Origin of the sequence: Paenibacillus sp. FSL R5-0713 (genome assembly GCF_037973325.1) — a bacterium.
Classification (GTDB): Bacteria; Bacillota; Bacilli; order Paenibacillales; family Paenibacillaceae; genus Paenibacillus.
The window spans coordinates 1,190,077-1,213,438 of sequence record NZ_CP150229.1; the positions used below are offsets into that span (position 1 = coordinate 1,190,077).

The 23,362-nt window shown below is 47.2% G+C and carries 22 protein-coding genes; 17 read left to right on the plus strand and 5 right to left on the minus strand.

Translation table 11 applies throughout. The features are described from left to right. Window positions 1–265 precede the first annotated feature (265 nt). On the plus strand, window positions 266–2,677 hold the full coding sequence (locus tag MKZ12_RS05265; RefSeq protein WP_339259144.1) for a rhamnogalacturonan lyase: 2,412 nt from the start codon (window positions 266–268) through the stop codon (window positions 2,675–2,677). Between the two features lie 138 nt (window positions 2,678–2,815). Here MKZ12_RS05265 and MKZ12_RS05270 read toward each other — a convergent pair whose 3' ends face one another. Both MKZ12_RS05270 and MKZ12_RS05275 read right to left on the minus strand, forming a co-directional pair. Next, a complete protein-coding gene (locus MKZ12_RS05270; RefSeq protein ID WP_339259146.1) occupies window positions 2,816–3,007 on the minus strand; it encodes a hypothetical protein in 192 nt (63 codons plus the stop codon). A gap of 18 nt (window positions 3,008–3,025) precedes the next feature. Further along, window positions 3,026–3,424, minus strand: a complete 399-nt coding sequence (locus MKZ12_RS05275; RefSeq protein WP_339259148.1) for a histidine phosphatase family protein — start codon at window positions 3,422–3,424, stop codon at window positions 3,026–3,028. A 181-nt stretch (window positions 3,425–3,605) separates the two neighbouring features. Between MKZ12_RS05275 and MKZ12_RS05280 the strand changes: the two genes are divergently transcribed. The 10 genes from MKZ12_RS05280 (at window position 3,606) to MKZ12_RS05325 (ending at window position 11,783) form a co-directional block, all read left to right on the plus strand. Then, window positions 3,606–4,619: an AraC family transcriptional regulator gene (locus tag MKZ12_RS05280; RefSeq protein ID WP_339259150.1), complete on the plus strand. Its 1,014-nt coding sequence runs from the start codon at window positions 3,606–3,608 to the stop codon at window positions 4,617–4,619. Between the two features lie 188 nt (window positions 4,620–4,807). Next, complete coding sequence (locus MKZ12_RS05285; protein WP_339259152.1) at window positions 4,808–6,313, plus strand: alpha-glucosidase/alpha-galactosidase; 1,506 nt, start codon at window positions 4,808–4,810, stop codon at window positions 6,311–6,313. Between the two features lie 270 nt (window positions 6,314–6,583). Continuing rightward, on the plus strand, window positions 6,584–6,943 hold the full coding sequence (locus MKZ12_RS05290) for a PadR family transcriptional regulator (RefSeq protein WP_339239986.1): 360 nt from the start codon (window positions 6,584–6,586) through the stop codon (window positions 6,941–6,943). Further along, window positions 6,940–7,635, plus strand: coding sequence for a permease prefix domain 1-containing protein (locus MKZ12_RS05295; protein ID WP_339259153.1), 696 nt, complete (start codon window positions 6,940–6,942; stop codon window positions 7,633–7,635). The genes MKZ12_RS05290 and MKZ12_RS05295 overlap by 4 nt, the downstream gene beginning before the upstream one ends. Continuing rightward, window positions 7,632–8,189: a DUF4825 domain-containing protein gene (locus MKZ12_RS05300; RefSeq protein ID WP_339259154.1), complete on the plus strand. Its 558-nt coding sequence runs from the start codon at window positions 7,632–7,634 to the stop codon at window positions 8,187–8,189. The genes MKZ12_RS05295 and MKZ12_RS05300 overlap by 4 nt, the downstream gene beginning before the upstream one ends. 130 nt (window positions 8,190–8,319) lie before the next feature. Then, window positions 8,320–9,090, plus strand: coding sequence for an amino acid ABC transporter substrate-binding protein (locus MKZ12_RS05305; protein ID WP_036672520.1), 771 nt, complete (start codon window positions 8,320–8,322; stop codon window positions 9,088–9,090). Between the two features lie 111 nt (window positions 9,091–9,201). Further along, window positions 9,202–9,861 carry an amino acid ABC transporter permease gene (locus MKZ12_RS05310; RefSeq protein ID WP_253430947.1) on the plus strand — a complete coding sequence of 220 codons (660 nt, stop codon included), beginning with the start codon at window positions 9,202–9,204 and terminating at the stop codon, window positions 9,859–9,861. 33 nt (window positions 9,862–9,894) lie between these two features. Continuing rightward, window positions 9,895–10,650, plus strand: coding sequence for an amino acid ABC transporter ATP-binding protein (locus MKZ12_RS05315; protein WP_339239993.1), 756 nt, complete (start codon window positions 9,895–9,897; stop codon window positions 10,648–10,650). A gap of 384 nt (window positions 10,651–11,034) precedes the next feature. Then, window positions 11,035–11,382 carry a DUF4190 domain-containing protein gene (locus tag MKZ12_RS05320; protein WP_339259155.1) on the plus strand — a complete coding sequence of 116 codons (348 nt, stop codon included), beginning with the start codon at window positions 11,035–11,037 and terminating at the stop codon, window positions 11,380–11,382. A 23-nt stretch (window positions 11,383–11,405) separates the two neighbouring features. Next, the gene (locus MKZ12_RS05325; RefSeq protein ID WP_339259156.1) at window positions 11,406–11,783 is read left to right on the plus strand and encodes a hypothetical protein; all 378 of its coding nucleotides are present in this window, start codon (window positions 11,406–11,408) and stop codon (window positions 11,781–11,783) included. Window positions 11,784–11,890: 107 nt separating this feature from the next. Here the strand turns inward: MKZ12_RS05325 and MKZ12_RS05330 are convergent, their stop codons facing one another. Both MKZ12_RS05330 and MKZ12_RS05335 read right to left on the minus strand, forming a co-directional pair. Next, window positions 11,891–14,077, minus strand: a complete 2,187-nt coding sequence (locus MKZ12_RS05330; protein WP_339261319.1) for a YhgE/Pip domain-containing protein — start codon at window positions 14,075–14,077, stop codon at window positions 11,891–11,893. A 77-nt stretch (window positions 14,078–14,154) separates the two neighbouring features. After that, a complete protein-coding gene (locus MKZ12_RS05335) occupies window positions 14,155–14,733 on the minus strand; it encodes a TetR/AcrR family transcriptional regulator (protein ID WP_339239997.1) in 579 nt (192 codons plus the stop codon). A gap of 281 nt (window positions 14,734–15,014) precedes the next feature. On the opposite strand from MKZ12_RS05335, the gene MKZ12_RS05340 reads away from it, so the two are divergent. Beyond that, complete coding sequence (locus MKZ12_RS05340; protein ID WP_339259158.1) at window positions 15,015–15,791, plus strand: hypothetical protein; 777 nt, start codon at window positions 15,015–15,017, stop codon at window positions 15,789–15,791. 220 nt (window positions 15,792–16,011) lie between these two features. Here the strand turns inward: MKZ12_RS05340 and MKZ12_RS05345 are convergent, their stop codons facing one another. Next, window positions 16,012–17,748, minus strand: a complete 1,737-nt coding sequence (locus tag MKZ12_RS05345) for a HAMP domain-containing methyl-accepting chemotaxis protein (protein ID WP_339261320.1) — start codon at window positions 17,746–17,748, stop codon at window positions 16,012–16,014. A 590-nt stretch (window positions 17,749–18,338) separates the two neighbouring features. Here MKZ12_RS05345 and MKZ12_RS05350 point away from each other — a divergent pair. Genes MKZ12_RS05350 through MKZ12_RS05370 form a run of 5 tightly spaced genes read left to right on the plus strand, consistent with a single transcriptional unit; the run spans window position 18,339 to window position 23,328 of the window. Next, window positions 18,339–18,548 (plus strand): tautomerase family protein, encoded by a 210-nt coding sequence (locus MKZ12_RS05350; protein ID WP_339240000.1) that lies wholly within the window; start codon window positions 18,339–18,341, stop codon window positions 18,546–18,548. A gap of 56 nt (window positions 18,549–18,604) precedes the next feature. Continuing rightward, window positions 18,605–19,522 carry an ABC transporter permease subunit gene (locus MKZ12_RS05355; RefSeq protein ID WP_253442400.1) on the plus strand — a complete coding sequence of 306 codons (918 nt, stop codon included), beginning with the start codon at window positions 18,605–18,607 and terminating at the stop codon, window positions 19,520–19,522. A gap of 12 nt (window positions 19,523–19,534) precedes the next feature. After that, entirely contained in the window at window positions 19,535–20,413 is an 879-nt protein-coding gene (locus MKZ12_RS05360) for a carbohydrate ABC transporter permease (protein ID WP_124117211.1), read from the plus strand. A 42-nt stretch (window positions 20,414–20,455) separates the two neighbouring features. Next, the gene (locus MKZ12_RS05365; RefSeq protein ID WP_339259160.1) at window positions 20,456–21,493 is read left to right on the plus strand and encodes a response regulator; all 1,038 of its coding nucleotides are present in this window, start codon (window positions 20,456–20,458) and stop codon (window positions 21,491–21,493) included. Further along, complete coding sequence (locus MKZ12_RS05370; protein WP_339259161.1) at window positions 21,490–23,328, plus strand: sensor histidine kinase; 1,839 nt, start codon at window positions 21,490–21,492, stop codon at window positions 23,326–23,328. Before MKZ12_RS05365 ends, MKZ12_RS05370 begins: the two co-directional genes overlap by 4 nt. The last annotated feature ends 34 nt before the right edge of the window (window positions 23,329–23,362 follow it).

Genomic DNA, 23,362 nt, shown 5'->3' on the forward strand with positions numbered 1-23,362 from the left:
CTGGCAGGCAGGATGTCTATAATAGAACCGGATGGGCGGGATCACCTCGCTCAGAATGGAAAGAGAATGAAAGGAGGACCGCACTCTGGTAGTCGGGCAAGCTGATTTCTCTTTTTTAATTTTGTAAGCGTAATCATTAAAGTTTGGAATCATTCGTTGAAGAGGTCTACATGGGTGATCGAATGCCTGTACGGGTAATCGAATGCTCAATCATCATCGAAGTGTATCAGCATCATCTATTCTGTCTCAAGGAGCGTGAAGGTGGATGAACTCAGAAACAACAGCGCCGGTACATAAGGGATCGGCTTCAGGTCAGCAATCCGGTCGCAGGAAGGCACGGTTGCCACTTGCAGCCAAGGTACTCTCTTCGGCACTCAGCGTAGCTTTGCTTATTGGAGGAACAGCGGGAGTCACTGGAGCCGAAGCTTCGAATGGAAATAGTACAACGGAGAGTGGCCTGCAATCACATAAGGAGGGCAGTCACTTGAAAGAGATTCAACTGGAATATCTGGATCGCGGTCTGGTAGCTGCATCAACATCCGAAGGTGTTTTTCTTAGCTGGAGATTGCTTGGTGACGAGGCCACAGGGTATAGCGATAAAGGGCTGACAGGTACGGACTTTAACGTCTATCGTGATGGCAAAAAGATCGCTACGGTCACGGATAGCACCAACTATGTAGATGCCACAGGTAAATCTTCTTCCCGTTATGAAGTGGCAGCGGTGAACAAAAAGGGTAAAGAGAGCAAACGCAGTGCATCCGTCAAACCTTGGGCGAACGGCTACGTGGATATTCCACTGCAAAAACCGGCCGATGGCGTGACGCCTGCCGGCGAAGCCTATACGTATTCCGCCAATGACATGAGCGTGGGTGATGTGGACGGGGATGGCCAATATGAGTTTTTTGTCAAATGGGACCCTTCCAACGCCAAGGATGTATCGCAAAAAGGATACACGGGTAAAACCTACGTAGATGCTTACACCCTGGACGGACAATTGCTGTACCGGATCGATCTTGGAGTCAACATTCGCGCAGGTGCTCATTATACACAGATGCTTGTTTACGATTTTGACGGGGATGGCAAGGCTGAGATGATGTTCAAGACTGCTCCGGGCACGAAAATAATCCAATATAACAAAAAAGGAAAAGTGACATCCGAGAAGTATATCACCTTACCGAAGGAAGACCGCAAGGCAGGCGTGAAGAACGAGGATGATTATCGTTTAAGTGCTGACGGTTACTACGATCACGTGGTGGATATGTTCAGAAACTGGCATAAACACGAAGAGGTTGTGAAGGGCAACTGGCCTGCGACATTGGAAGAGGCATTTGGAATGGAGAAAAAGTATAACTATCCATTATCTCAGCAGGATGCCGAGAGCTTGGCCGATTACTTCATTGATGTCTACGCGGTAGAACGCAGCAACCGAAATGAGTTGCGCAAGTTCGAAGGGTTTATCGTGGATGGGCCGGAGTATGTCACCGTATTTGAAGGGAAATCAGGCAAAGAGCTGGAGACGATCCCCTACGAACCTGAACGTCATGATGATGGCTTGATGTGGGGCGATTATGCTATGGCACGGATTGAACCGGGCAATCGGGTGGACCGTTTCCTGGCGGGCGTGGCTTATCTGGATGGCAAGAAACCATCTGCAATCTTTGCACGCGGATACTATACACGTTCGACCATGGTTGCTTATAACTGGGATGGCAAGAAGCTGAAAAAGGAATGGAAAGTGGACAGCGGCTGGACACCGATGAAGAACCCGTTCAATGATGGGCCGCATGGCGTGGATGGCACAGATCCAGAGTATGGCTCCATTACAACCCAAGGCGCGCACTATTTCAGTGTGGCAGATGTGGATGGAGACGGCAAACAGGAGATCATTTATGGCTCAGCCACAATTGATCATGATGGTAGCGTACTGTATAGCTCCACAGACCTAATGCCAGCCGAAAGTGCTGCACCGGGAACGATTGCCCGTCTGGGTCATGGGGATGCCCTTCATGTAGCAGATATCGACCCGGATCGTCCGGGACTTGAGATCTTCATGGTTCACGAGGGTGGTCCGTGGGCTCCATATGGCTACTCCTTGCGGGATGCGAAGACCGGAGAAGTGATCTATGGCGGATACACAGGGAAAGATACAGGACGCGGCATGGTGGGAGATGTTGATCCGACTCGTCGTGGACTGGAGACTTGGGCTGTAGGATTGTGGACAGCACAGGGGGAGAAAATCAGTGATCAAGCCCCTGGTACGAATATGAATATTCGCTGGTCTGGCGATATGACGACCCAGATTGTAGATGGTGCTATTGACGTCACGCCAACTATCAAGGATTGGAAGCGTGGCACGTTGCTGACGGCAACAGGCACATTGACTAACAATTACACCAAAGGTACGCCTTCGCTCGTAGCTGATATTTTCGGGGATTGGCGGGAAGAGATGCTGGTGAGAACCACCGATAGCTCTGCGATCCGCATCTATCTGAGTACCGAGAAGACGGACCGCAAGCTGTACACGTTGATGCATGATGCGATGTATCGCGTGGGCATTGCTGGACAGAACAGTGGATACAACCAGCCTTCCTATCCGTCCTTCTATATGGCATCGGATATCGACTGGTCGAAGGTAACGCTGCCCAAATTCTACACGCCAGGGAAGGGCGGAAAATAATCGAAGTGCTTTAAAGCTCTGGAATCTCCCATGTGTCTCGGCATATGGAGGTTTCAGAGCTTTTTTACATGAGGATCGGTGGACATCACTTGGCGTTTTTCAATCTATCCGTGGTACGTCATTCTTCTACATCCTTAGTTAGGCTAAATGCGCGGTAGAAGCGAACGCTTCAATGGTGAAGTTTCCTTGATCATGGATTAGTGTGGTAATGGAGCATTCGGGGATCAATTGGATCTGCATCGCTATAAAGTCGGAATGCCAGACATTAAGCTCGCGCTCGGTAAAAGTCTGCACCAGAAAATCCGTAATGAGTCCACCATGTGTAACCACAATAATGTTACTGTTCTCCTACTCTTCATTCGTCAATTCGGTTAAGCGGGAGGCCAGACGTTCACCAGCCTGTTTGGCCGAGTCTCCCACAGGTGGAATGTAATCGGGGTCAGACGTGCATCGATCCCACATCGCAATGAATTCTTCGAATGACTGATCCGGGCCATCTCCCCAATTGGCACGTTCACGCAGGCGAGGCTCTACTATTATGGGGGATTGAGTATGGCTGGCAATCATACTTGCAGTTTCTTGGGCACGCCGAAGTGGGCTAGTAAGAATTTTAGTAACAGGAAAGGCAGCTCTGGCAAAATGAAGTGCTGTGGCTTCGGCTTGTAAAACCCCTTCGGAAGTGAGGGGGACATCACCGATTTGTCGTTCTTTAAGTCCGTGTCTTACCAGATGAAAGGTGATACTCATGCGTAGGAACCTCCTTTAAGTATAGATAATTCACATAAATGATTAGATGATATACTAATTATATATTTATCTAATTATAAAATACAATCATCATTTGAGTCAGGACGTTTATATCCAACCTACATAATTGTTACAATGGAGAAAAGTGAGGATCGATCGTTGAAGGACTGGAGGTATGGACATGAGCATCTCGAAGCGCTGGACAGGAAGCCTGTATCAGGAGGCATTGCGAACAGAGGATTGTGGGCCGCGTTTTTACGCGTACTATTATAAGCAATGGGACAACTACCGTATGTCCTATCACCATCATGATTCCATGGAGATTATGTATATTATTTCGGGAATGTGTCGTGTGGACGTACTGATGCCGGATGGGAGCTCGGAACAGGCTGTTCTGAAAAAAGGGCAGTTCATTATGCTCGATGCCGGCGTCCCGCACCGTTTGCTGGTGGAAGATGGCGTGCCTTGCCGGATGCTCAATGTAGAGTTTGGATTCTCGGGAACACCAGCCGGTCAGCTGTCCATTCGACAGCTCGTACAGGAAGAGGAAGAAGTCCACACTTTGCTGGCTAATGCCTCGCCATATCTGGTACTGCCTGACCCGGAAGAGGTGTATTACATTATGAAAAGTCTGGTGTTGGAGCTCGATCAGCGTGGTCTATTGGAGCAGGGAAGATCCTCTGTCCCATTAGGCGTTATTCCCAGAGAGGACCGTGCACAACATCGCGAAGCCCGGAATCTGTCGTCCCCGGAACAGGGAATGCTGGTGCGCACGTTGTTCATCCAGTTGATCGTCCGTGTAGCACGTCTGCGCGGAGAAATGAACCGGAGTGCGCCAGATCAGGCAGAGTTGTATGTCAAACGAACGATCGAATTCATGCACCATAATATGGATCGCAATATTCAGATGAAGGACATTGCCGCAGCCGTCAATCTGCATCCGGGTTATTTGCATCGCATTTTCCGTCAGCACACGCAGCGTACACCAACCGATTACCTGACCATGCTTCGGATGGAGAAGGCCAAGATGCTGCTACAGCAGACGAATATTCCGATTTCTGAGATCTCCGACTATGTTGGAGTAGGGAGTCGTCAGTATTTTCATATGTTATTCAAAAAATATACCGGCTGTACGCCTGTTGAATTTCGCTCCTCGATGGAACGACATGTGAGTCAATATCCGACGGATGAATGAGTCATTTTCAGTAATTTCGAACACAAGTATATTAGTGGATCTGGTCTTTAAAAGTTAGGATTTTTGACAACAGGGACTTGAACAGGTCATGATTTTGATAACGCTTCCCCTATTGGCGTTGGTACAATGATTTCATGAAGAGAGTCATTAACCGAAGCGAAATATTCGGATTAGGGGAGGATTTAAACATGTCGTTTAAAGTGGCGTTTATCGGGGCAGGAAGTATCGGATTCACTCGGGGATTGCTGCGGGATTTGCTCACGGTACCGGAGTTTAACAACATCGAAATTGCGTTCTGCGATATTAGTCAGCACAATCTGGACATGGTGACGGAGCTGTGTCAGCGGGATATCCGTGAGAATGGATTGAATATTCAGATTCAGCCGACAACGGATCGGAAAGAAGCGTTAAAAGATGCGAAGTATGTACTGTGTACGATTCGTGTTGGGGGACTGGAAGCTTTTGCAACGGATGTGGATATTCCACTGAAATATGGGGTAGACCAATGTGTCGGCGATACGCTGTGTGCAGGTGGCATTATGTATGGACAACGCGGAATCGCCGAGATGCTGGACATCTGTAAAGATATTCGTGAACAGAGCGCACCGGATGTACTTCTCTTGAACTATTCCAATCCGATGGCGATGCTCACATGGGCATGCAATAAGTATGGCGGTGTGCGGACGATCGGACTGTGTCATGGCGTACAGCATGGTCATCATCAGATTGCGGAAGCTTTTGGCTTGAAAAAGAGTGAAGTGGATATTATCTGTGCCGGCATCAACCATCAGACCTGGTATATTCAGGCTTCTCATGAAGGCAAAGATCTTACAGGTGACCTGCTCGAAGCCTTCGAAAAACATCCCGAGTATAGCCGCACCGAAAAAGTGCGGATCGATATGCTGCGCCGCTTCGGATATTACAGTACAGAATCGAATGGTCATCTGAGTGAATATGTGCCGTGGTACCGCAAACGTCCGGAAGAGATTAACGAATGGATCGACCTGGGCAACTGGATCAACGGAGAGACAGGTGGGTATCTGCGGGTATGCACCGAGGGGCGCAACTGGTTTGAGACGGATTTCCCTAACTGGATGAAGGATGAACCGATGCAATTCATTCCCGAAAAACGGGGCGAGGAGCATGGTTCGTACATTATCGAAGGGCTGGAGACCGGACGTGTCTATCGCGGACATTTTAATACCGTTAATCAAGGAGTCATCTCGAACCTGCCGGACGATGCGATTATTGAAGCACCAGGATATGTGGATCGCAACGGCATTTCTATGCCACATGTAGGTGATCTGCCACTAGGACCAGCCGCGGTATGTAATGTGAGTATTTCCGTGCAACGTCTGGCAGTTGAAGCTGCGGTGAACGGAGACGACCAATTACTTCGTCAGGCGTTCATGATGGACCCGCTCGTAGGTGCCGTATGTAATCCAAAAGAGATCTGGCAGATGGTCGATGAGATGTTGGTTGCACAGGCTCAGTGGCTGCCACAGTACGGGGATGCGATTGCTGCCGCAGAAGCAAGACTTGCTGCGGGTAATCTTATTCCGACGAAGGAGTATGAAGGTGCAGCACGTCTTAAGGTGAAAACCGTTGAAGAGATGCAACAGGATCGTGATGCTGCCAACAAAAACGCAGGTGAATCCGATAAAGGCAAGGATCGTGAGAAAGTGCAGCAATAGACAAAACGAGTATAGGGCTTCTCCATAATTGGAGGAGCCCTGTTTTATTTTTTTGGACGCCGCGGACGAAGGCTAAAGTAACGTTCACATCGTGCTTATGAATTGTATTATAACCACCTCTTTATTCCTTCCAGGTGAAGAGCAAGAGAGGAATATTGCAACGTTGCTCACTTTGAGGCGTATTTACCATGTGATGCATATTACCTTTACAGACATAGTAATATGTCTTATAGTATACGAAGGATGGAAGAAAGTCGGTGAATTTTGCAGATGGATGTTCAAGTAATTAACAGTGATCTGATTCGGGGCAATATTGACCCCATCATTCTGAGTGTACTTATACCTTCTGATAACTATGGTTACAGCATTATTAAGGAGATCTATCGCAAGAGTGGAGAGCAGTTTGAATTGAAGGAACCTACGCTTTATTCCAGTTTGAAGAGGTTGGAGAAGAGTGGATATGTGGAGTCCTACTGGGGGGAAGAGACGCAGGGAGGACGACGCAAATATTACCGGATTACAGTGCAAGGCCTCGAAGCCTATAGAGAGCAGGTTCAAGCTTGGCAGGCAGCCAAGGCACTGATTGATTGTATGATTGTCACTGGAGAAAAAGGAGATGAAGACCTATGAGATTGGAAGCACGCATCACCCGTCATGTGAATCGTCTGTTCGCTCACTCACCAGATACATTGGATAATCGGGAATTAAAAGAAGAGATTCACAGTAATCTCGCTGCGCGGATTGACGATTATATCTCGCAGGGGATGAGTGAAGATAAGGCGTTCCAGACCGCCATTCAGCATATCGCTGGTATGGATCAAGTGATGAGTGACCATCGGAGAGTGCAACGTGTTCCGTACTGGACAGCGTTATTACAGTCTGCTCTGATATATTGCCTTATAGCCTGGATCATAACCATTCCAACGAGGGTGGTGATGCAAGGCTCCGCCATAAACAACCTGCTTATGCTCGTGAGCCTCCTTGTTGGGGGATCATATGTATTGTATATGTTGACCAACAGGACGAATGATCCGGCAACTTCAGTGAAAACTACAGTGATTCAAACCGATGCCTTTATGCGGTGGAATCGCAGAATTTGGTGGTTGTGGGCGGTGTTCATGATTGTACTATGGGGAACACAGGCGGCGTTGCGATTTGGAAGCAACATCTGGTTTAATCGACCCATTCAGGTGGATGGACCTTATCAATTTGCTGTGATGGCCATTGCCTTTGCTATCCCGCTACTGAGCGTTATTATTCCTTTGGTAGTGCATCGGGCGTATCGGATCATTAGCAAATATGAAGTGAGTGATGTGTCATGAGAGGGAAAAATATATGGATTATTGCACTCGTTGTTCTCGGTGTGGTTGGCCTTGTGTTCGTGGAGGGTTTCGTTAATCCGAGGATCGAGGCACAGCAGGATCAGTATGAAGCAGAGCAGAATAATCCGCTGACGCATGATTTTGCCGCTTTAGTGAAATACCGCAGTCCCTACATGGGTGATAATTCAAACCTTAGTCATCTGAATCAGGCCTTACCTTTACAAGAAAGATTGGATGGTTACCAACTGTACCCGGAGACGTTCACGGCTCAAGTGAATTATAGCTTGAATACGCACGAGATGGATACAGAGGAACTTGAGCGGATACTGGTATATAATGCGATTGCGAACTTTGTGATGATCGATAATCTGGAGCAGGTTGTCTACCAGTTAGAGAATACCAGCTATACCTTACATCGTGAATCCGCCCAACAATGGGCAGGTACGGAATTAAAGAAGCTTCAGAACCTGGAGCTATGGAATTCGATTGTACGCGAGAAGCTCGTGGAAACGGCACAAGTGAAAGCAGCTTTTTCACAAATTGTTGACAATTAAGTTGCATGAAATAGAAGGAAATAGGCAAGAGACTCGACTCTTCTTCCATGCTATGTTATTATAAATCTCTGATAACGTGGTAACGAACTAAAGCGTTTGGGTTTTGGATATAGACATGGAGGGGTTCAAGTTGAGAAAAAAAGCGATTCTACTATTATTCATTAGTATATGTGTATTGATTGTAGCGGGTTGTTCCAGTTCCGCAAGCAAAGACGATAACACGATTGTTGTAGGCATTGACGATAAGTTTGCTCCAATGGGTTTCCGGGACGAGCAGAATGAAATTGTTGGTTTTGATATTGATTACGCACGAGCTGCAGCGGAGAAAATGGGTAAAGAAATCACATTCCAGCCGATCGACTGGTCTTCCAAAGAATCGGAGCTGAATAGTGGTCGAATCGACATGATCTGGAACGGATACACCATCACGGATGAGCGCAAAGAGAAAGTGCTTTTCACGAAGCCTTATCTGGAAAACAGTCAGGTCGCGATTACCTTGGCAGACTCGCCAATTACGAAGCTGGATGAACTTGATGGTAAAAATGTGGGATTACAGGCATTGTCCTCAGCGGCAGATGCACTGGCAGCTAGTCCCCTGAAGGATAAAGTAAAAGCTTCCGAATTCAAGGATAACGTGCTTGCTCTGACTGACTTGAAAACAAAACGTCTGGATGCGGTCATCATCGATGAAGTGGTCGCGAGATACTACATGTCCAAGGAAGAGGGAACATTCAAACTGCTGGATGAATCTCTTGCACCGGAACAATATGGAATAGGTATCAAAAAAGGCAATGAAGAGCTTCTGAATCAGCTGCAAAAAGCGCTGGATGAGCTCAATGCAGATGGAACAGCAGCTAAAATCTCCACCCAATGGTTGGGTGAAGACAAGGTTCTGAAATAGGCAGGTTACACACCTGATATATAGTTTGAACAAAACGGACCCCGTATTCCACGCTGGAGCGATACATGCCCCAGAGGAATGCGGGGTTAACAGATTAGAGGAGATAAAATAATGAGTTGGGATTATCTATCGACCATTTTAAAACCGATGCTAGAGGGTGCGCAGACCACCATTTTCATGTTCTTACTGGCGATCGTGTTATCTGTACCGCTTGGATTTGCGGTCACGCTCGCGATGAGAAGCCAGATTAAACCACTGGCGTGGATTGCTCATACCTACGTCTACGTGATGCGAGGAACACCACTGCTGCTCCAAATTCTATTCTTCTGCTTCGGTTTACCGTTGCTTCCGGTGATTGGAGAGTACCTGGTGTTTGATCGCTTTGTAGCAGCGGGGATTGCATTCATCCTGAACTATGCGGCGTACTTTGCTGAAATCTTCAGGGGCGGACTGCTGTCCATTGATAAAGGGCAACATGAGGCGGCAAAGGTCCTTGGATTGACGAAGTGGCAGACGATGACCAAAGTCATTATTCCTCAGATGATTCGTGTAGTGTTGCCTGCAACGGCCAATGAGTCCATTACTCTGATCAAGGATACGGCACTGCTCTATGCCGTGGCTGTACCCGAGCTGTTGTATTACGCCCAAGCGGCAGTGAATCGGGATTTGCAGTTAATCCCGTTCTTCGTAGCGGCGATTATGTATCTGCTCATGACTCTCGTGCTTACTTTGCTGTTCAAGGCGCTGGAGAAGCGGTTTTCATTTGAATAAATTAAATCTGATTAATCAAAGGACTGTCTGCATATGACACATATAATAGAAGTAAATCAGTTGAGAAAATCATTCGGTACACTTGATGTGCTGAAGCAGGTATCCTTCAATGTGGAACCAGGCGAAGTAATTGCCGTGATTGGGCCCTCGGGTTCAGGTAAAAGTACGATGCTGCGCAGCCTGATTCATCTGGAGGATATCTCGGGCGGAACGATTCGCATTCAGGATCAGACATTGGTCGATAATGGTCGTTACGCGGGTGCCGCAGATATTCGCAAGATGACGGATCGTATGGGTATGGTATTCCAGCATTTCAACCTGTTCCCACACCTGACCGTACAGGCTAATCTGGAACTCGCACCGAAGACTTTGAAAAAAGAAAGTTCAAGTGTCATCCGGTACCGCAGTCTGGAATTACTCGGCAAAGTAGGACTGTCGGACAAGGCAGACGCGTATCCAGCCAATCTGTCCGGTGGACAGAAACAACGTGTAGCTATTGCCCGCGCACTCATGATGCAGCCTGACATTCTTCTGTTTGATGAGCCGACATCGGCCCTCGATCCGGAGCTGACCGGGGAAGTGTTACGCGTAATCAAACAACTTGCGCAGGAAAATATGACGATGATGATTGTCACGCATGAGATGGGCTTCGCCCGTGATGTTGCGGATCGTGTGTTCTTCATGGATAACGGGGAAATCGCAGAGGCGGGACCGCCAGAACAGATCTTCGGCAATCCAAAGCTTGCACGTACTCGGACATTTTTGCAGCGGGTGGAAGTGGAAGGATAGAAGACATTGCATCTAAGAAATGTGGAAAGAACGCAATCCTTTGAGTAGTAAGGGATTGCGTTCTTTTTTAATAATAGCTTATGTCCACAGGTATGTATTCCAGATAATTAATACCATGGTCAACACGATATAAGTCACTACATTCCAATGTGTTCGAATTGCATAAGTGGTGTAACTCATAATTCCAAACAAAAAATACTAAAACACAACGAGTTCTAAACTTTATATTCTAGAAGTACAATGTTTAAGCTTACGCTTCAACTATGTGTTCAGAGGATGGATACAATAAAATTAATAACAACTCGCTTTTTACAAAATGTGGTACACTCATTCCCTCTAAAACATTATAATGAACATACTTATTAAACAGGGAGGGGTTCTACGTTGGAACATCGCGATCGCGAAAATGATGTGAATCGTTATTATAACGACACATTTCCACCACCACCTTATGTAATACCAAAAACCAATAGTAAATCGATTGCAGCTCTTGTCTTGGGCATATTGTCCATCGTAATTCCATACGTGGGCTTACTGATTGGTATTGTTGCCATCATCATTGCCTCTATATCGCTCAAAGAAATGAAGACCCGCATGGAACAGGGCAGAGGATTAGCCATTGCTGGCCTTGTCTGTGGAATCATCAGTGTAGCGTTGTATGTATTACTGATTACGCTCGCGCTGTTATTTTCTTTTGCTGTCTCGAGTTCTGATATGTACTCTACATACTAGGAAAAGGAATAGGAAGAATATAAATGCTATTGATCACTAGAAAATCTATATACCGTTTAGCTGAACCATACAGAGAACCTGATATGCTGGCCTGTTACGCCATTTCACAGACGATTTCATCACCGACGAGTAAAGCGATTTTACTAATCAATAGAGACAGATTAAAAGTTCTCTTTCTCAATGTATTTTCCTCGAAAGTTGTAGAAATAATTGATTTTGCTTTGGATGATCTGAAAAATCAAAAATTAAAATCTGGAATGGGGCTCTCCGCTATGTGGTCATTCCAGCTCAATGGTACCCATTGGCGATTTAGCATGATCAAGAAAATGCTTACCCTTGGCTCCATGCAAGGTGATTTTCTGAGTTTTCTGAACCAACACATTGTGAAGGATCTTGGCTAAACTCAATATCAAAACTAACAAAAAGACAAAGGCATATCCCTTTAGCCCAGACTTGCGATCATCCAGCGAGTCAGGACAAGGGGATATGCCTTGTCTATTTTTTCATACTACGCGTGCAGTGCAACTTCACTGCTAACGTTTTCGCTCTCCGTGGTGCGGTGCATCAGGAAGTACGTTAGAGTTCCTCCAAGACCAATTACCGCAAAGATGCACAGTATACCGAGCTGATCCCAAGCCACGCCGAACTGTCCGCTTGAGATAACTGCTTTATAACCTGTTACCGAATAGGTCATAGGCAGCCATGGATTAAACACCTTCAACCAGTTTGGAATCAGTTCGAGCGGGAAGGTACCCGCGCTGGTCGTAAGCTGGAAGATTAGCATCAGAATTGCGAGGAATCGTCCCGGATTTTCCAACCAAGTCACCAGTGCCTGAATGATGTACATGAAACTTAGGCTGGTCACAAAGCTGAACAAGAGGAACAACGGAACGCTCTGAACATTCAGACCCAAGCCGTACAATACGAGCCACGAAGCAAGTAGGGATTGCACAGCACTCATAAGTGTGAAAGCCAGCGTTTTACTCACAAAACGATTCCAGCCACTTGCCTCGCTAACCGTGCTACCGCGTGTTGGCACAACCAATGTCGCAATCAATGCCCCGACAAACAGCCCCAGTGACAGGAAGTATGGCGAGAATCCTGTACCATAATTGGGTACCTCATTATATTTATGCTCATCGACCTGAACAGGCTCCGCATACATCGTTACCAGTTCATCGGTCTTTTTCACACTCCCCGTCTGCTCAGCCGCTTCATTCAGCTTGGTGGCAAGTTCACCAGAGCCATCCGTTAACGTCAACGTACCTTCTTTTAACTGACCGGCGCCGTCATCCAGCTTATGTGAGCCATCTGCAAGTGTTGAGATTCCGTCTGTGAGCTGGCTTACACCCGCAACCAACTTGCCTGCACCAGCATCCAATTGACCTGAACCGTCCGCAAGTTTAGCTGCTCCAGACGCTGCTTCGGATAATTTGGAATTGAATTGCTGTAGGCCCGTCGCAAGCTTTTCGTGTCCGGCGGATAATTGAGTGGCACCTTGTACGAGTTGTTGTTCACCCTGTGCCAACTGGCTGCTGCCTTGATGCAGTTGCTGCTGTGCAGCGTACAGGTTTTGGCTGCCTGCGACCAACTGCTGTCCGCCCTGATACACTTGTTCACTGCCAGCGGCTACGGCCTGACTTGCTGCCAGGAGCTGCTGAACAGCAGGACTTGCGGCCAGTTCCGGACTGGATTCAGCCAATTGGGCGAGTCCTTGTGCAACCGTTTTGGCACCCTCGCTAACTTTGCCGCTGCCCTCAACAGAGCTTTGCAGTCCAGCTGTTAGCTTCGCACTACCTTCCTCGGAAGCCGCAAGTCCTGCATCCAGCTTAGCCGCACCTTCCTGAGCAGATTGAAGACCAGCCTGTAACTGTTTGCCGCCCATTTCGGCCTGGGTTGCTCCATCACTCAGCTTCGTGCCTGCTGCTGCGAGTTGGGATAGCCCACTGGAAAGGGCACTTGCGCCAGTATGAAGATCACCTGTGCCTTGGGCGAGAGTGGACGTACCTTCTTCTAACGAAACCACGCCCGTTTCGAGCTTGTCGGTGCCAGCAACCAGTTTGGAGAGGTTCTCTTTTAATGTAGCAGCACCCTCATCCAGTTTGATCGCACCATCATGAATCTGACCTGCGCCATCCCCGGCATCCGCCAGACCGCCTGAAATTTTTTCGACCTGATCCAATAACGTTTCGGTATACGATTCTGTGACTTTGGCAGCAACTTTGGAGCGGATTTGTTTAACCGCCGTGCCACCGATCTGACCCGCGAGGAAGTTGTATCCTTCATTGGGTTCGTAGATCAGATCTGCTGGCTCAGGGTGCTCATCCATCAGGGTCGTTGCTTTGGAGGAAAAGTCCTCCGGAATAACAATCGTCATATAATATTTATTGTCTTCCATGCCTTGATCTGCTTGTTCACGAGTAACGAATTGCCAGTTGAAATCATCGCTTTTTTTCAATTCATCGATCAGATTCTGACCGACCTCCAGTGATTTGTCGTTGTAGACTGCACCCTGATCCGTGTTGACCACGGCTACAGGTAATTCATTCATTTTGCCATAAGGGTCCCAGAATGCATTCAGGAACAGGCCGCTATACAATACCGGAATGAACAGTACAACGAGAATCGGAATAAATACTTTTGGTTTCTTGAAGGCGGACTTCAGATCCTGCCCAAATACGTGGAATGATTTCATCATGTTCTCTCCCTATCCTTACGCTCATCCATTTGTTCTGTCTCTATTATGTGTTGGATCTAGTAGGTTGCCTTTCTCTAGGTGGGGGATAAGCCATTCTTGAGAAAGAGGCCCACAAAATCCTTGATCTGATCCTTATGCAGCGTAGGATGCGCTTTGTTCCAATCCGAGGTTAAGGTGACATACAGCTTCAGCAGGACAAAAGAAACCAGTTTGGGATCGTCTCTGCGAATCTGCTCTAACTCCATGGCACGGCTGACCTGACGCTCCAGATATTCGAGAATGGCTGTCTCCACTTGCTGCAAACCTTCCTTGGCTTGCAGTGTACCGAACTCGTTAACCTCCTGAAAAAGCTTGATCAACAACTCATGTTCCTCCCGGTACTCCAGCAGAGAGTCCATACTCATATGCACGTTATCCAGAAAGGAATTCTCTTCCTTCACGGTCTGCTCTGTAATCTGTCTCATGTCCGTAATGATCGAGCGCAGAATCTCGCTGAACAGTTCTTCTTTATTTTCGAAAAAAGTATAGATCGTTCCCTTGCCCACATTGGCAAGTCTCGCAACCTGCTCCATCGTTGTGGCCTTGTAGCCAAACAGGGCAAAGGATTTCTCGGCAGAGTCCATAACCTGTTGCCTTCGATCTATCGTTTTCATGGTATTTACACCTCCTTGTGGTTGAAAGGATAAATGGGAAGATAAAACTTTTATGACCGATTTACTATTATGGTCAGTTGGTCGTTAACAAATGTAGCACTTGAACAGGGAAGGTGGATGTGATCTTTGTCATAAAAGTGCTGGGATAGGTTCCATAGGTGCGAATGTGATGCTCATATGAAAAAGCAATGACGGAGCGTTTAACGAGTAAAATACTGAGCGAAAAAAAGCTTGTAACTATGTCTTCGTTGAATCCGTCTAATAGGTTGAGGTGATTGAGAATGAAACCATTTAAATATTGGAGCCAGCGTTTGAGTATGCTTTTGATGCTAGTCATTATTGTTGGCTGTGGAATATCGAATAAGGGGGAAATAACATCCAAACCCCATGAAACGAATACGGAAGAAGTGGCAAAGGAATCAACGAAGGGATGCCCGGGAACCATTGAATGGATTGATTTTCTGATGTTCAATGATGTTACATACTTTCAAAACAACGAAGGGACCAAAGAGGTACCTGCAGAGCAAATTGGGGACAGGATAGGGGAAGTGAGCTACATGCTGAACGAGCATGTGTGTGCGGATCACGTGACCGAGAATGGAGATGCGGCATATCTTCCAATTGGAACGGTTATGTATGAACTAAAAGGTTATAAGTCACATTATCGCGTGGTAGCGAATAATAAGGTTTACGAAGCAAAAGAAAATCCCCATGCGAAGACAATGGGAGACCTGATGGACATTGAAGGCAAAGTGGAAAAAGTCAGCCTTGAAAGCGGCAATGATGGCAGCTCAATTGGTGACTTCCCCCAGGAAGCCGCATCTGAATTCATGAACGAGCTTCTGCCGTTGCGATACGTTGGCTTTGATGAAGTGTATAAGAAATCCAAGCATGAGACAGGAATTTTTTTACGTGTGCATCTTCAAGATGGAACATCTTTTCGAATGGTTTATTATCCAGAAGCGAATGCTTTCTCAGCAGGTGCTTTTGGAACAGAAAAGTTACAATCGTTAATCGTTTCTCAGAGAAAAGAAATTAAAGCAGCTGCTGGATTATAGTGTGGAGTGGAGGTTCAACAATTCAGCTACAATGACGAGAAAAAGATGATTATAAATGCAGAAGAATTACTGTTTGTTAAATGATACCTGGAACCTATCCACCTACCCTGGTAACAACAAAAAACCAAGGCTTCGAGTTAATTACTCATGAGCCTTGGTTTTTACTGTGTCTTATTATTGTTATCTGTATCTATTCCTGTTATCTGTGTCCTACTTAATTCTATTCTGCTCGTACTTTAAAGAATGAAATCAGTTCTTGCAGCTGCTCGGAGACAACCGAGAGTTCATCGGAGGCACTTACAATGGCAGCCATGGAGGCTTCCTGCTCCTCAATGGACTGCTCAATTTGTTTACTGCTGCTTGCTGCCTTGCTGACATTGGCAGACAGTTCATCCGCCGTGGCAGACATTTCCTGTGTGCTTGCCGAGATCTCTTCGGTTGAACTGGAGATATCCTGAATCTGGTTTGCAACTTTATTCGTAGCAGTCAGAATATTCTCGAAGAATACACCTGTCTCTTGGGTAACTTCCAAGCCTTTCGTTACTTCCTTGGAACCCAACTGCATCGCCGCGGCAGACTGAGTGATATCCCGCTGGATCTCCTCAATTAACTGTCTAATCTGCTTGGCTGATTCCTGGGATTGTTCCGCCAGATTACGTACCTCGCCTGCAACCACGGCAAAACCTCGTCCTTCTTCACCTGCGCGTGCTGCCTCAATGGAAGCATTGAGTGCAAGCAAGTTGGTTTGTCCGGCGATCTCCGTAATCAGATTGACGATGTTGCTAATCTCATTCGAGTTATTTTCCAACGACTGAATCGAGTTTGACGTATTTTGCACTGCACCGGAGATCAGGCGCATTTGCTCAATAACTTGCTGCATCACTACATTACCTGTACTGGAGCGCTGCTCCATGCTGAGTGCTTCGTCTGCCACATCAGCTGAACTGCTGGCGATGGTCTGTACGACCGTTGACATCTCTGTCATGGCACGTGCATTCTCTACCGTTGCTTTGTCCTGAGACACCAGTCCGGTGGATATCTCCCGAATATTGGTGCTGATGGATTGAATGTTCACATTATTTTTCTCGGAAATGCCCAGTAGTTGTTTGGAAGATTCCGAGAGGTGATGTGAAGTATTCTGTACTTTATAGATGGTTGTATTGAAGCGATGGATCATCGCATTAAACTTCTCGTTGATGATACCCAGATCATCTCGCCCGGTGTCGATGATTACGTCCAGATTACCCGTGCTGACTTCTTCGATACCTTTCATCAGGTTGCGAATTGGAAGCAACGTTCTTTTCAGCAATATGAATTGCAACACCATGAACAGGATCAGGAATCCGACAAGGAACATCAATCCGTACGTAAGCAATTCCTTAAGTCCTTTTGGAACGGCACTTGCATCAACATCGAAGTAAAGAGCAGCGTACATGGAGCCATCTGCATTATTAATAGGGTAGATCAGAGTGGTCCAAGTTCCGTACTCGTCCGTGTAGAAGTCACTGAAAGCAGGCTTCCCGTCCTTTTTCATCTGTTCCAGCACCACAACGTTATTTTGAGGTAGCGGATACATGGCACCTGCGGGCAGATTACCTTCCTCAAATGGTTGCAACAGGTTCGTTGGAATGGCGATGATGGACGTTCCGTCTCCTTCTTCAAGTTCTGAACCGAAAATGTACGCCTGTGCGATGTTTGGATAGAACTCATGGATGGAATCAAGGTAAGCTTTCATTTCCTGCTGTACAGGACCGGAGTAGCTTTTTTCCTTAGCCGCTTCTGCCACTTTGGCAGTGTCGAGATCATCGTACCATTTCTGGGTGATGACGGTAGCCTGGTCGTGCAGCTGTTCAACCAGAATGTTTTTCTGCAATTGATATGCGGCAGTGATCAGGATTACACCAATCAACGTGATACTGCCGAATGAAATCACCAAATTTTTGATAAAGAAAGGCATGGTACTCCAGCGAAGCTTATTAAACAAGATGGTTCACTCCTTCTACAAATATGAAAATGCACTATACCTGGATGGGATGCTATACGCTATGTAATCTAACGAATATTTAGTGGGAAATGATTATCGTGCAACTTCTATAATTCTTATTTTTACTGTGGTTATGTGACATTCTCTTATGATGCAGTGTGCTTCTTGCATTGTTACAAGTTCTACTTCACTTATAGGACCCCCAGGTAAGTTACTTCGTAGAATATATCGTTATAAAGTCATATTAATATTAGCTTTTCGTGCAAAAATGGTTCTAAGGTACTGGTTCTGTGGGCGTGTTTTTCGTTTTCGATCTTTATTATTACGTTTGTTAATGCAAGGTCAGAAGGACTGAAACATGATATAACAAGACGTTGGATTGATGACTAATTTCAAAATAAATGGGACTCCCCTTTCATAAAGGGGACCTTTTGGGTTTGTTTGCCATGACCTAAAGAAAACACAAGAGAACGAAAAGACAGTCCATTGTTGCCCTTATGCAGGAGCGCTAAGATAAAGTTGTTAAAGCGTTTACATTATGGATTGAAGGGAGCTTAACTCGGATGCCAGAAATTACGATCAGGCTGTATGAAGGCAGGACGGATGAGCAAAAGCAGGAGATAGTGGAGGTGTTCACACGCGAGCTCTCGCGTATTATCGACCGTGAGCCGAATTATATTTCCGTTGAATTTAATGAAATCCCATGGGACGAGAACGTTCCTGATAATTTGAGAGCCATGCAAACACAGAAGCAGGGAGGGGAGAAGACGTGAAGCCGGCGGATATCGTGCCACCAAGCCGGGGAACAACCGGACTTCACTCGTCTGGTCTGGGCACCCGGCTCGGAGATACAGGACGTTATCTGTGGCGATACCGGATCCTATATCTGCTCTCCGTACCGGGTATCCTGTATTTTTTCCTCTTCAAATATGTGCCTCTCTTCGGCTCCATCATTGCCTTTCAGAACTACAACATTTTCAAAGGTATCACCGGCAGTGATTGGGTAGGATTGGAACATTTCCAGAAGATGTTCAGCCATTATGACTTTTTGCGAATTCTCAATAATACACTTCTGCTTGGACTATATGATCTGGTAATTGCATTCCCGGTACCGATCTTACTGGCCATTCTGCTAAATGAAGTACGGATGATTGTATTTAAGCGGTTGCTGCAAACGATTGTATACATGCCTCACTTTCTATCCTGGGTCGTTATTAGCGGAATCTTCATGGGCATTTTCTCGATGGATGCCGGGGTGGTGAACAAGGCACTTGGGTTTCTGGGGATGCAACCAATCTACTTTCTTGGAGAAGACTCGTATATTCGTTCCATTCTGATTGGTTCCGGCATCTGGCGTGACTCTGGGTATGGAACGATTATTTTCCTGGCAGCCATTGCTGGCATCAATCCCGATCTGTATGAGGCGGCAGAGGTGGATGGAGCCGGACGTTTGAAGCAAATATGGTCGATTACCCTGCCATCCTTGCTGCCGACGATTATGATCCTGCTCCTGCTGCACATTGGGAAGTTCCTCGATCTGGGCTTTGAGCGTGTGTTTGTATTCCTGAATCCGCTCAATCTGGAATCGGGTGAAATTCTCGATACGTATATTTACAAAGCCGGGCTTCTCTCACAGCAATACAGTTATACAACGGCCATCGGATTGTTCAAGTCGGTCGTGGGTTTGATGCTTGTTCTACTCGGTAATTTCTTCAGCAAAAAAACAACCGGCGAAAGCCTGTATTAGGAGGCGAGCTCTATGCGTACCCCCAGTGTCCGTTACCGTATATTTCGCATTGGTAATCTCGTTTTTCTAACGCTGCTCTCGTTGACGATGATTCTGCCTTTCATTAATGTGCTGGCCCAATCACTCAGCAGCTCGGAAGCGATCATGGGTGGAAAGGTTAGCTTCTGGCCTGTTGATTTTACCTGGATCAATTATGAATATGTATTTGGCGATGCTGCATTCTGGAGGGCATTTGCGGTATCGGTTGGGGTGACGCTGTTCGGGACGCTGGTCAATCTTGCGGCAACGGCATCACTTGCGTATCCTGTGTCTCGTCCAGAGTACAAGGGACGCTCTCTCGTTGTCATGTTTGTCCTGGTAACCGTCGTATTCTCGGCGCCGCTCATTCCGAACTTTATCCTGATGAAAGAACTGCATCTGGTTAACAATCCACTGGTGCTGATTGTGCCCGGAGCGATTAATGCCTTTAATTTCTTCGTTATGCGCTCGTTCTTCGCACAGCTGCCGGGTGAGCTGATTGACGCTGCTCGTATCGATGGCTGTGGAGAATTCGGTATCATCTGGCGTATCGTCATCCCATTGTCCAAACCGGCCATGGCATCACTCGGTATTTTCTATGCGGTAGGCCACTGGAATGCGTATTCCACGGCGCTCTATTATCTGAATGATCCGGCCTGGTGGCCGATCCAGGTAACACTCAAGAAGCTGTTTGAAAGTGACGATATTTCCGTCGATCCAGGTTCTGCCGTCTATAGCACCCTTGCGCATACATCGCCGGAAGGCATCAAAATGGCAACCATTATTATCGCCACCTTGCCGATCATTATCATTTACCCTTTCCTGCAAAAGCATTTTGTAAAAGGAATCATGGTCGGCTCCGTCAAATCTTAAGTACAAGCAACATACAGATCTGACGGAAACGGGGGAATGGCGATGTTCAGAATCTTGATTACGGACGATGAGCCAATGATTCGAATGGGTCTGGCGAAGATGATCAAACAAGCGGGACTGTTCGACTGTGAGATTCGGCAGGCTGCACATGGGGAAGAAGCTCTCCAAGTGATGGGAGACTTTCGGCCGCACATCCTGTTTACGGATATCCGCATGCCAACGATGGACGGTATTGAGCTCTGCCGTCGTTTATCCGAGCAAGGCAGTACGATACGCATTGTTGTGGTCTCCGGTTATTCGGACTTTGAATATGCAAGAGCCTGTATGGATTATGGGGTAAAGCGATATTTGCTGAAACCTGTGGGACGACAGGAGCTTCATGAACTGCTGCTCAAATTGCTGGCATCCGAAGAGGATAAACCTACGGTTTCTCTTGTACCCGTGAGGGAGCTGAACGATTGGGCGATGCGTCTGGAAGAGGCGATATGGGAGCTAAGACAATCCGATGTGACGGAGTTGCTCGCAGCATGGTCAGATCGTTATCCGGCATATGCCCTGATGCCTGAGCAGACAGCGGAGCTTTTTCAGGAATTGCTGGAATTGATTGTAGCCAGAATGAATGCACGGGGAAACGGAACCATGAGTACGTCCAGTCAGATTAATGAAAGCGCTTCCTCAAAAGAGTGCTTCAAGGCTCTGGGCAACGAAATCCATATGTTGATGAAGACGATCAAGGAAAAGCGCAGCGGCAAGCGCAAACATCCGGTGGAAGAAGCTAAGGCTTATCTGGAACAGCATTTGCGCAGGGAAGTGTCGCTTGACGAGATTGCCGCCAAGTTGGGACTGAACCCGTCCTATTTCAGCCAACTGTTTAAACAGACGACAGGTCAGACCTTTATTCAATACCGGATACGCAGCAAAATGGAACTGGCCAAACGCATGCTGGAACAGCCGGGCAACCGGATTACGGATATATCCTACGAAGTGGGGTATGCGGATCATCCCCATTTTACCAAGACATTCAAGAAGATTACCGGACTGACCCCGTCCGAATACCGTAGCAAGTTGGGCATTGAATGATGAAGCGCAGCTTGTCGATCCGCCTGTTCTTTCATTTTGCCATCGTAATTACGTTGTCCCTGTCTGCTATCGGCTTGTTTACCTACACCTATGCCTCAACTGAGATGAACGACCAGTTGGCGGGCAACATCGCCCAAACGATGCGTAATACGGCGTACCAAACCGACCTGTATTTGCAAAATTATGATCGCTCAACGTACTCTATCCTCTCTAATGGAAGTGTGAAGCATTTCCTCGATATGAATTCGGAGGATAGTTATGCCTATTACGAGTACAGCCGTCAGATTAAAAGGAACGTGTTCCCGCCTGTATTTATGTTATATCCACAGATCAAGTTCCTGTATGTTATCGGGGAGAACGGGCGGGTTGTCATCGATGACAACCAGAATTCAGCGGGCATACCCGATATCGATGCTGCCCAGCAGTATAAGGAGCTGCTCGCTACGACCCCTGCGAATGGCGAATCGACGTTGCTCACCCGCAGTATTCGCAGTGGACAGAGTTCGAATGTCATTACGATTGCACGCCGGATCAGGGGGATGTCCTCCTACACACCAAACGGAGTGCTGGCGATGGAAGTGAATGTGCTGGAGCTTGACAACATCTGGGGAGAACTCGATCTCGGTCAAGGGGGATATCAGTATGTGATGGATCAGAACGGAAATGTCATCTACCTTCCTGGGGTCGAGGAGGCGCAAACCGTGATGTCATCCAGCACCGTGGACAGACTTATGCACATGGAGGCAGGGTCACTGGAACAGAATACGGATGGCACCAAACGGCTGTTTATATCGGAACTGTCTGCCTATTCGGGCTGGCGCTTTGTCGCTTCCGTGCCGCTGTCGGAGCTTCAAAGGCCGATTGCAACGATTCGCTCAGCTACATTATGGGTTGGTGCAGGAACCTTGCTCGCTGCGCTTGTTGTGGCGTATCGGATCGGAGCATCTCAAGTGGAACCCATTCGGGTGCTGATGAACGGAATGAGACAGACGGAGAAGGGAATCTGGAACAAGGTGGAGATGAAGGAAAGGCGTGATGAGATTGGCGTGCTGATCCGCAGCTATAATCTGATGGTCAGCCGTTTGTCGGACATGATTGAGAGTGTATATGAGTCGGAGCTGCGCCGCCAGAAGTCGGAAATTGAGCTACAGCAGGAGGCGTTGGAACGACACCGTGCGGAATTTCAGGCGCTCCAGTTGCAGATCAATCCGCATTTTCTCTACAACACGCTGGAGACGATCAAATGTTATGCCGTTGTACAGGACTCCGAAGAAATTGCACAGATGGTGGAATCGATGGCCCATATGCTCCGTTATTCCATTCAGACCAATCTGGAGGAAATTACGGTGGCCAATGAGTTGAAGCATGTGCTCGCCTACCTTTCTATCATGAAACATCGCATGGATCGGGAGCTTGAAGTGGAGGTCATCATTGCACCGGATCTGTTGCTGGAAAAAATGGTTCGTCTCACCCTCCAGCCCCTGGTGGAGAATGTGCTGCAACATGCGTTTCCACAGGGCATGGAACCGGGTCATTATATCCGCATCGATGCTCGGCGCCTGGAAGATCGCTTCCTTGTGATCGTGCAGGATAACGGCATGGGCATGAACGATGAACGCCTGAAGAAGCTGCGTGACCGTCTGGAATTAAATCGTCTGGCAGGGGAAGATTCCGATGATTTCTACCATCGTGGAGGCATTGGTCTCATGAATGTCCATCGACGGATTCAACTGGTATTTGGAGAAACGTATGGCTTGATGATTGAGAGTGAGCGAGGCTTGGGAACGACCATTACGATGGCGCTTCCGGCCGATCAGCACAGCAAGCGGATTTAATGTAATTGAAACCAATAACAGGGAGGAAGATCAA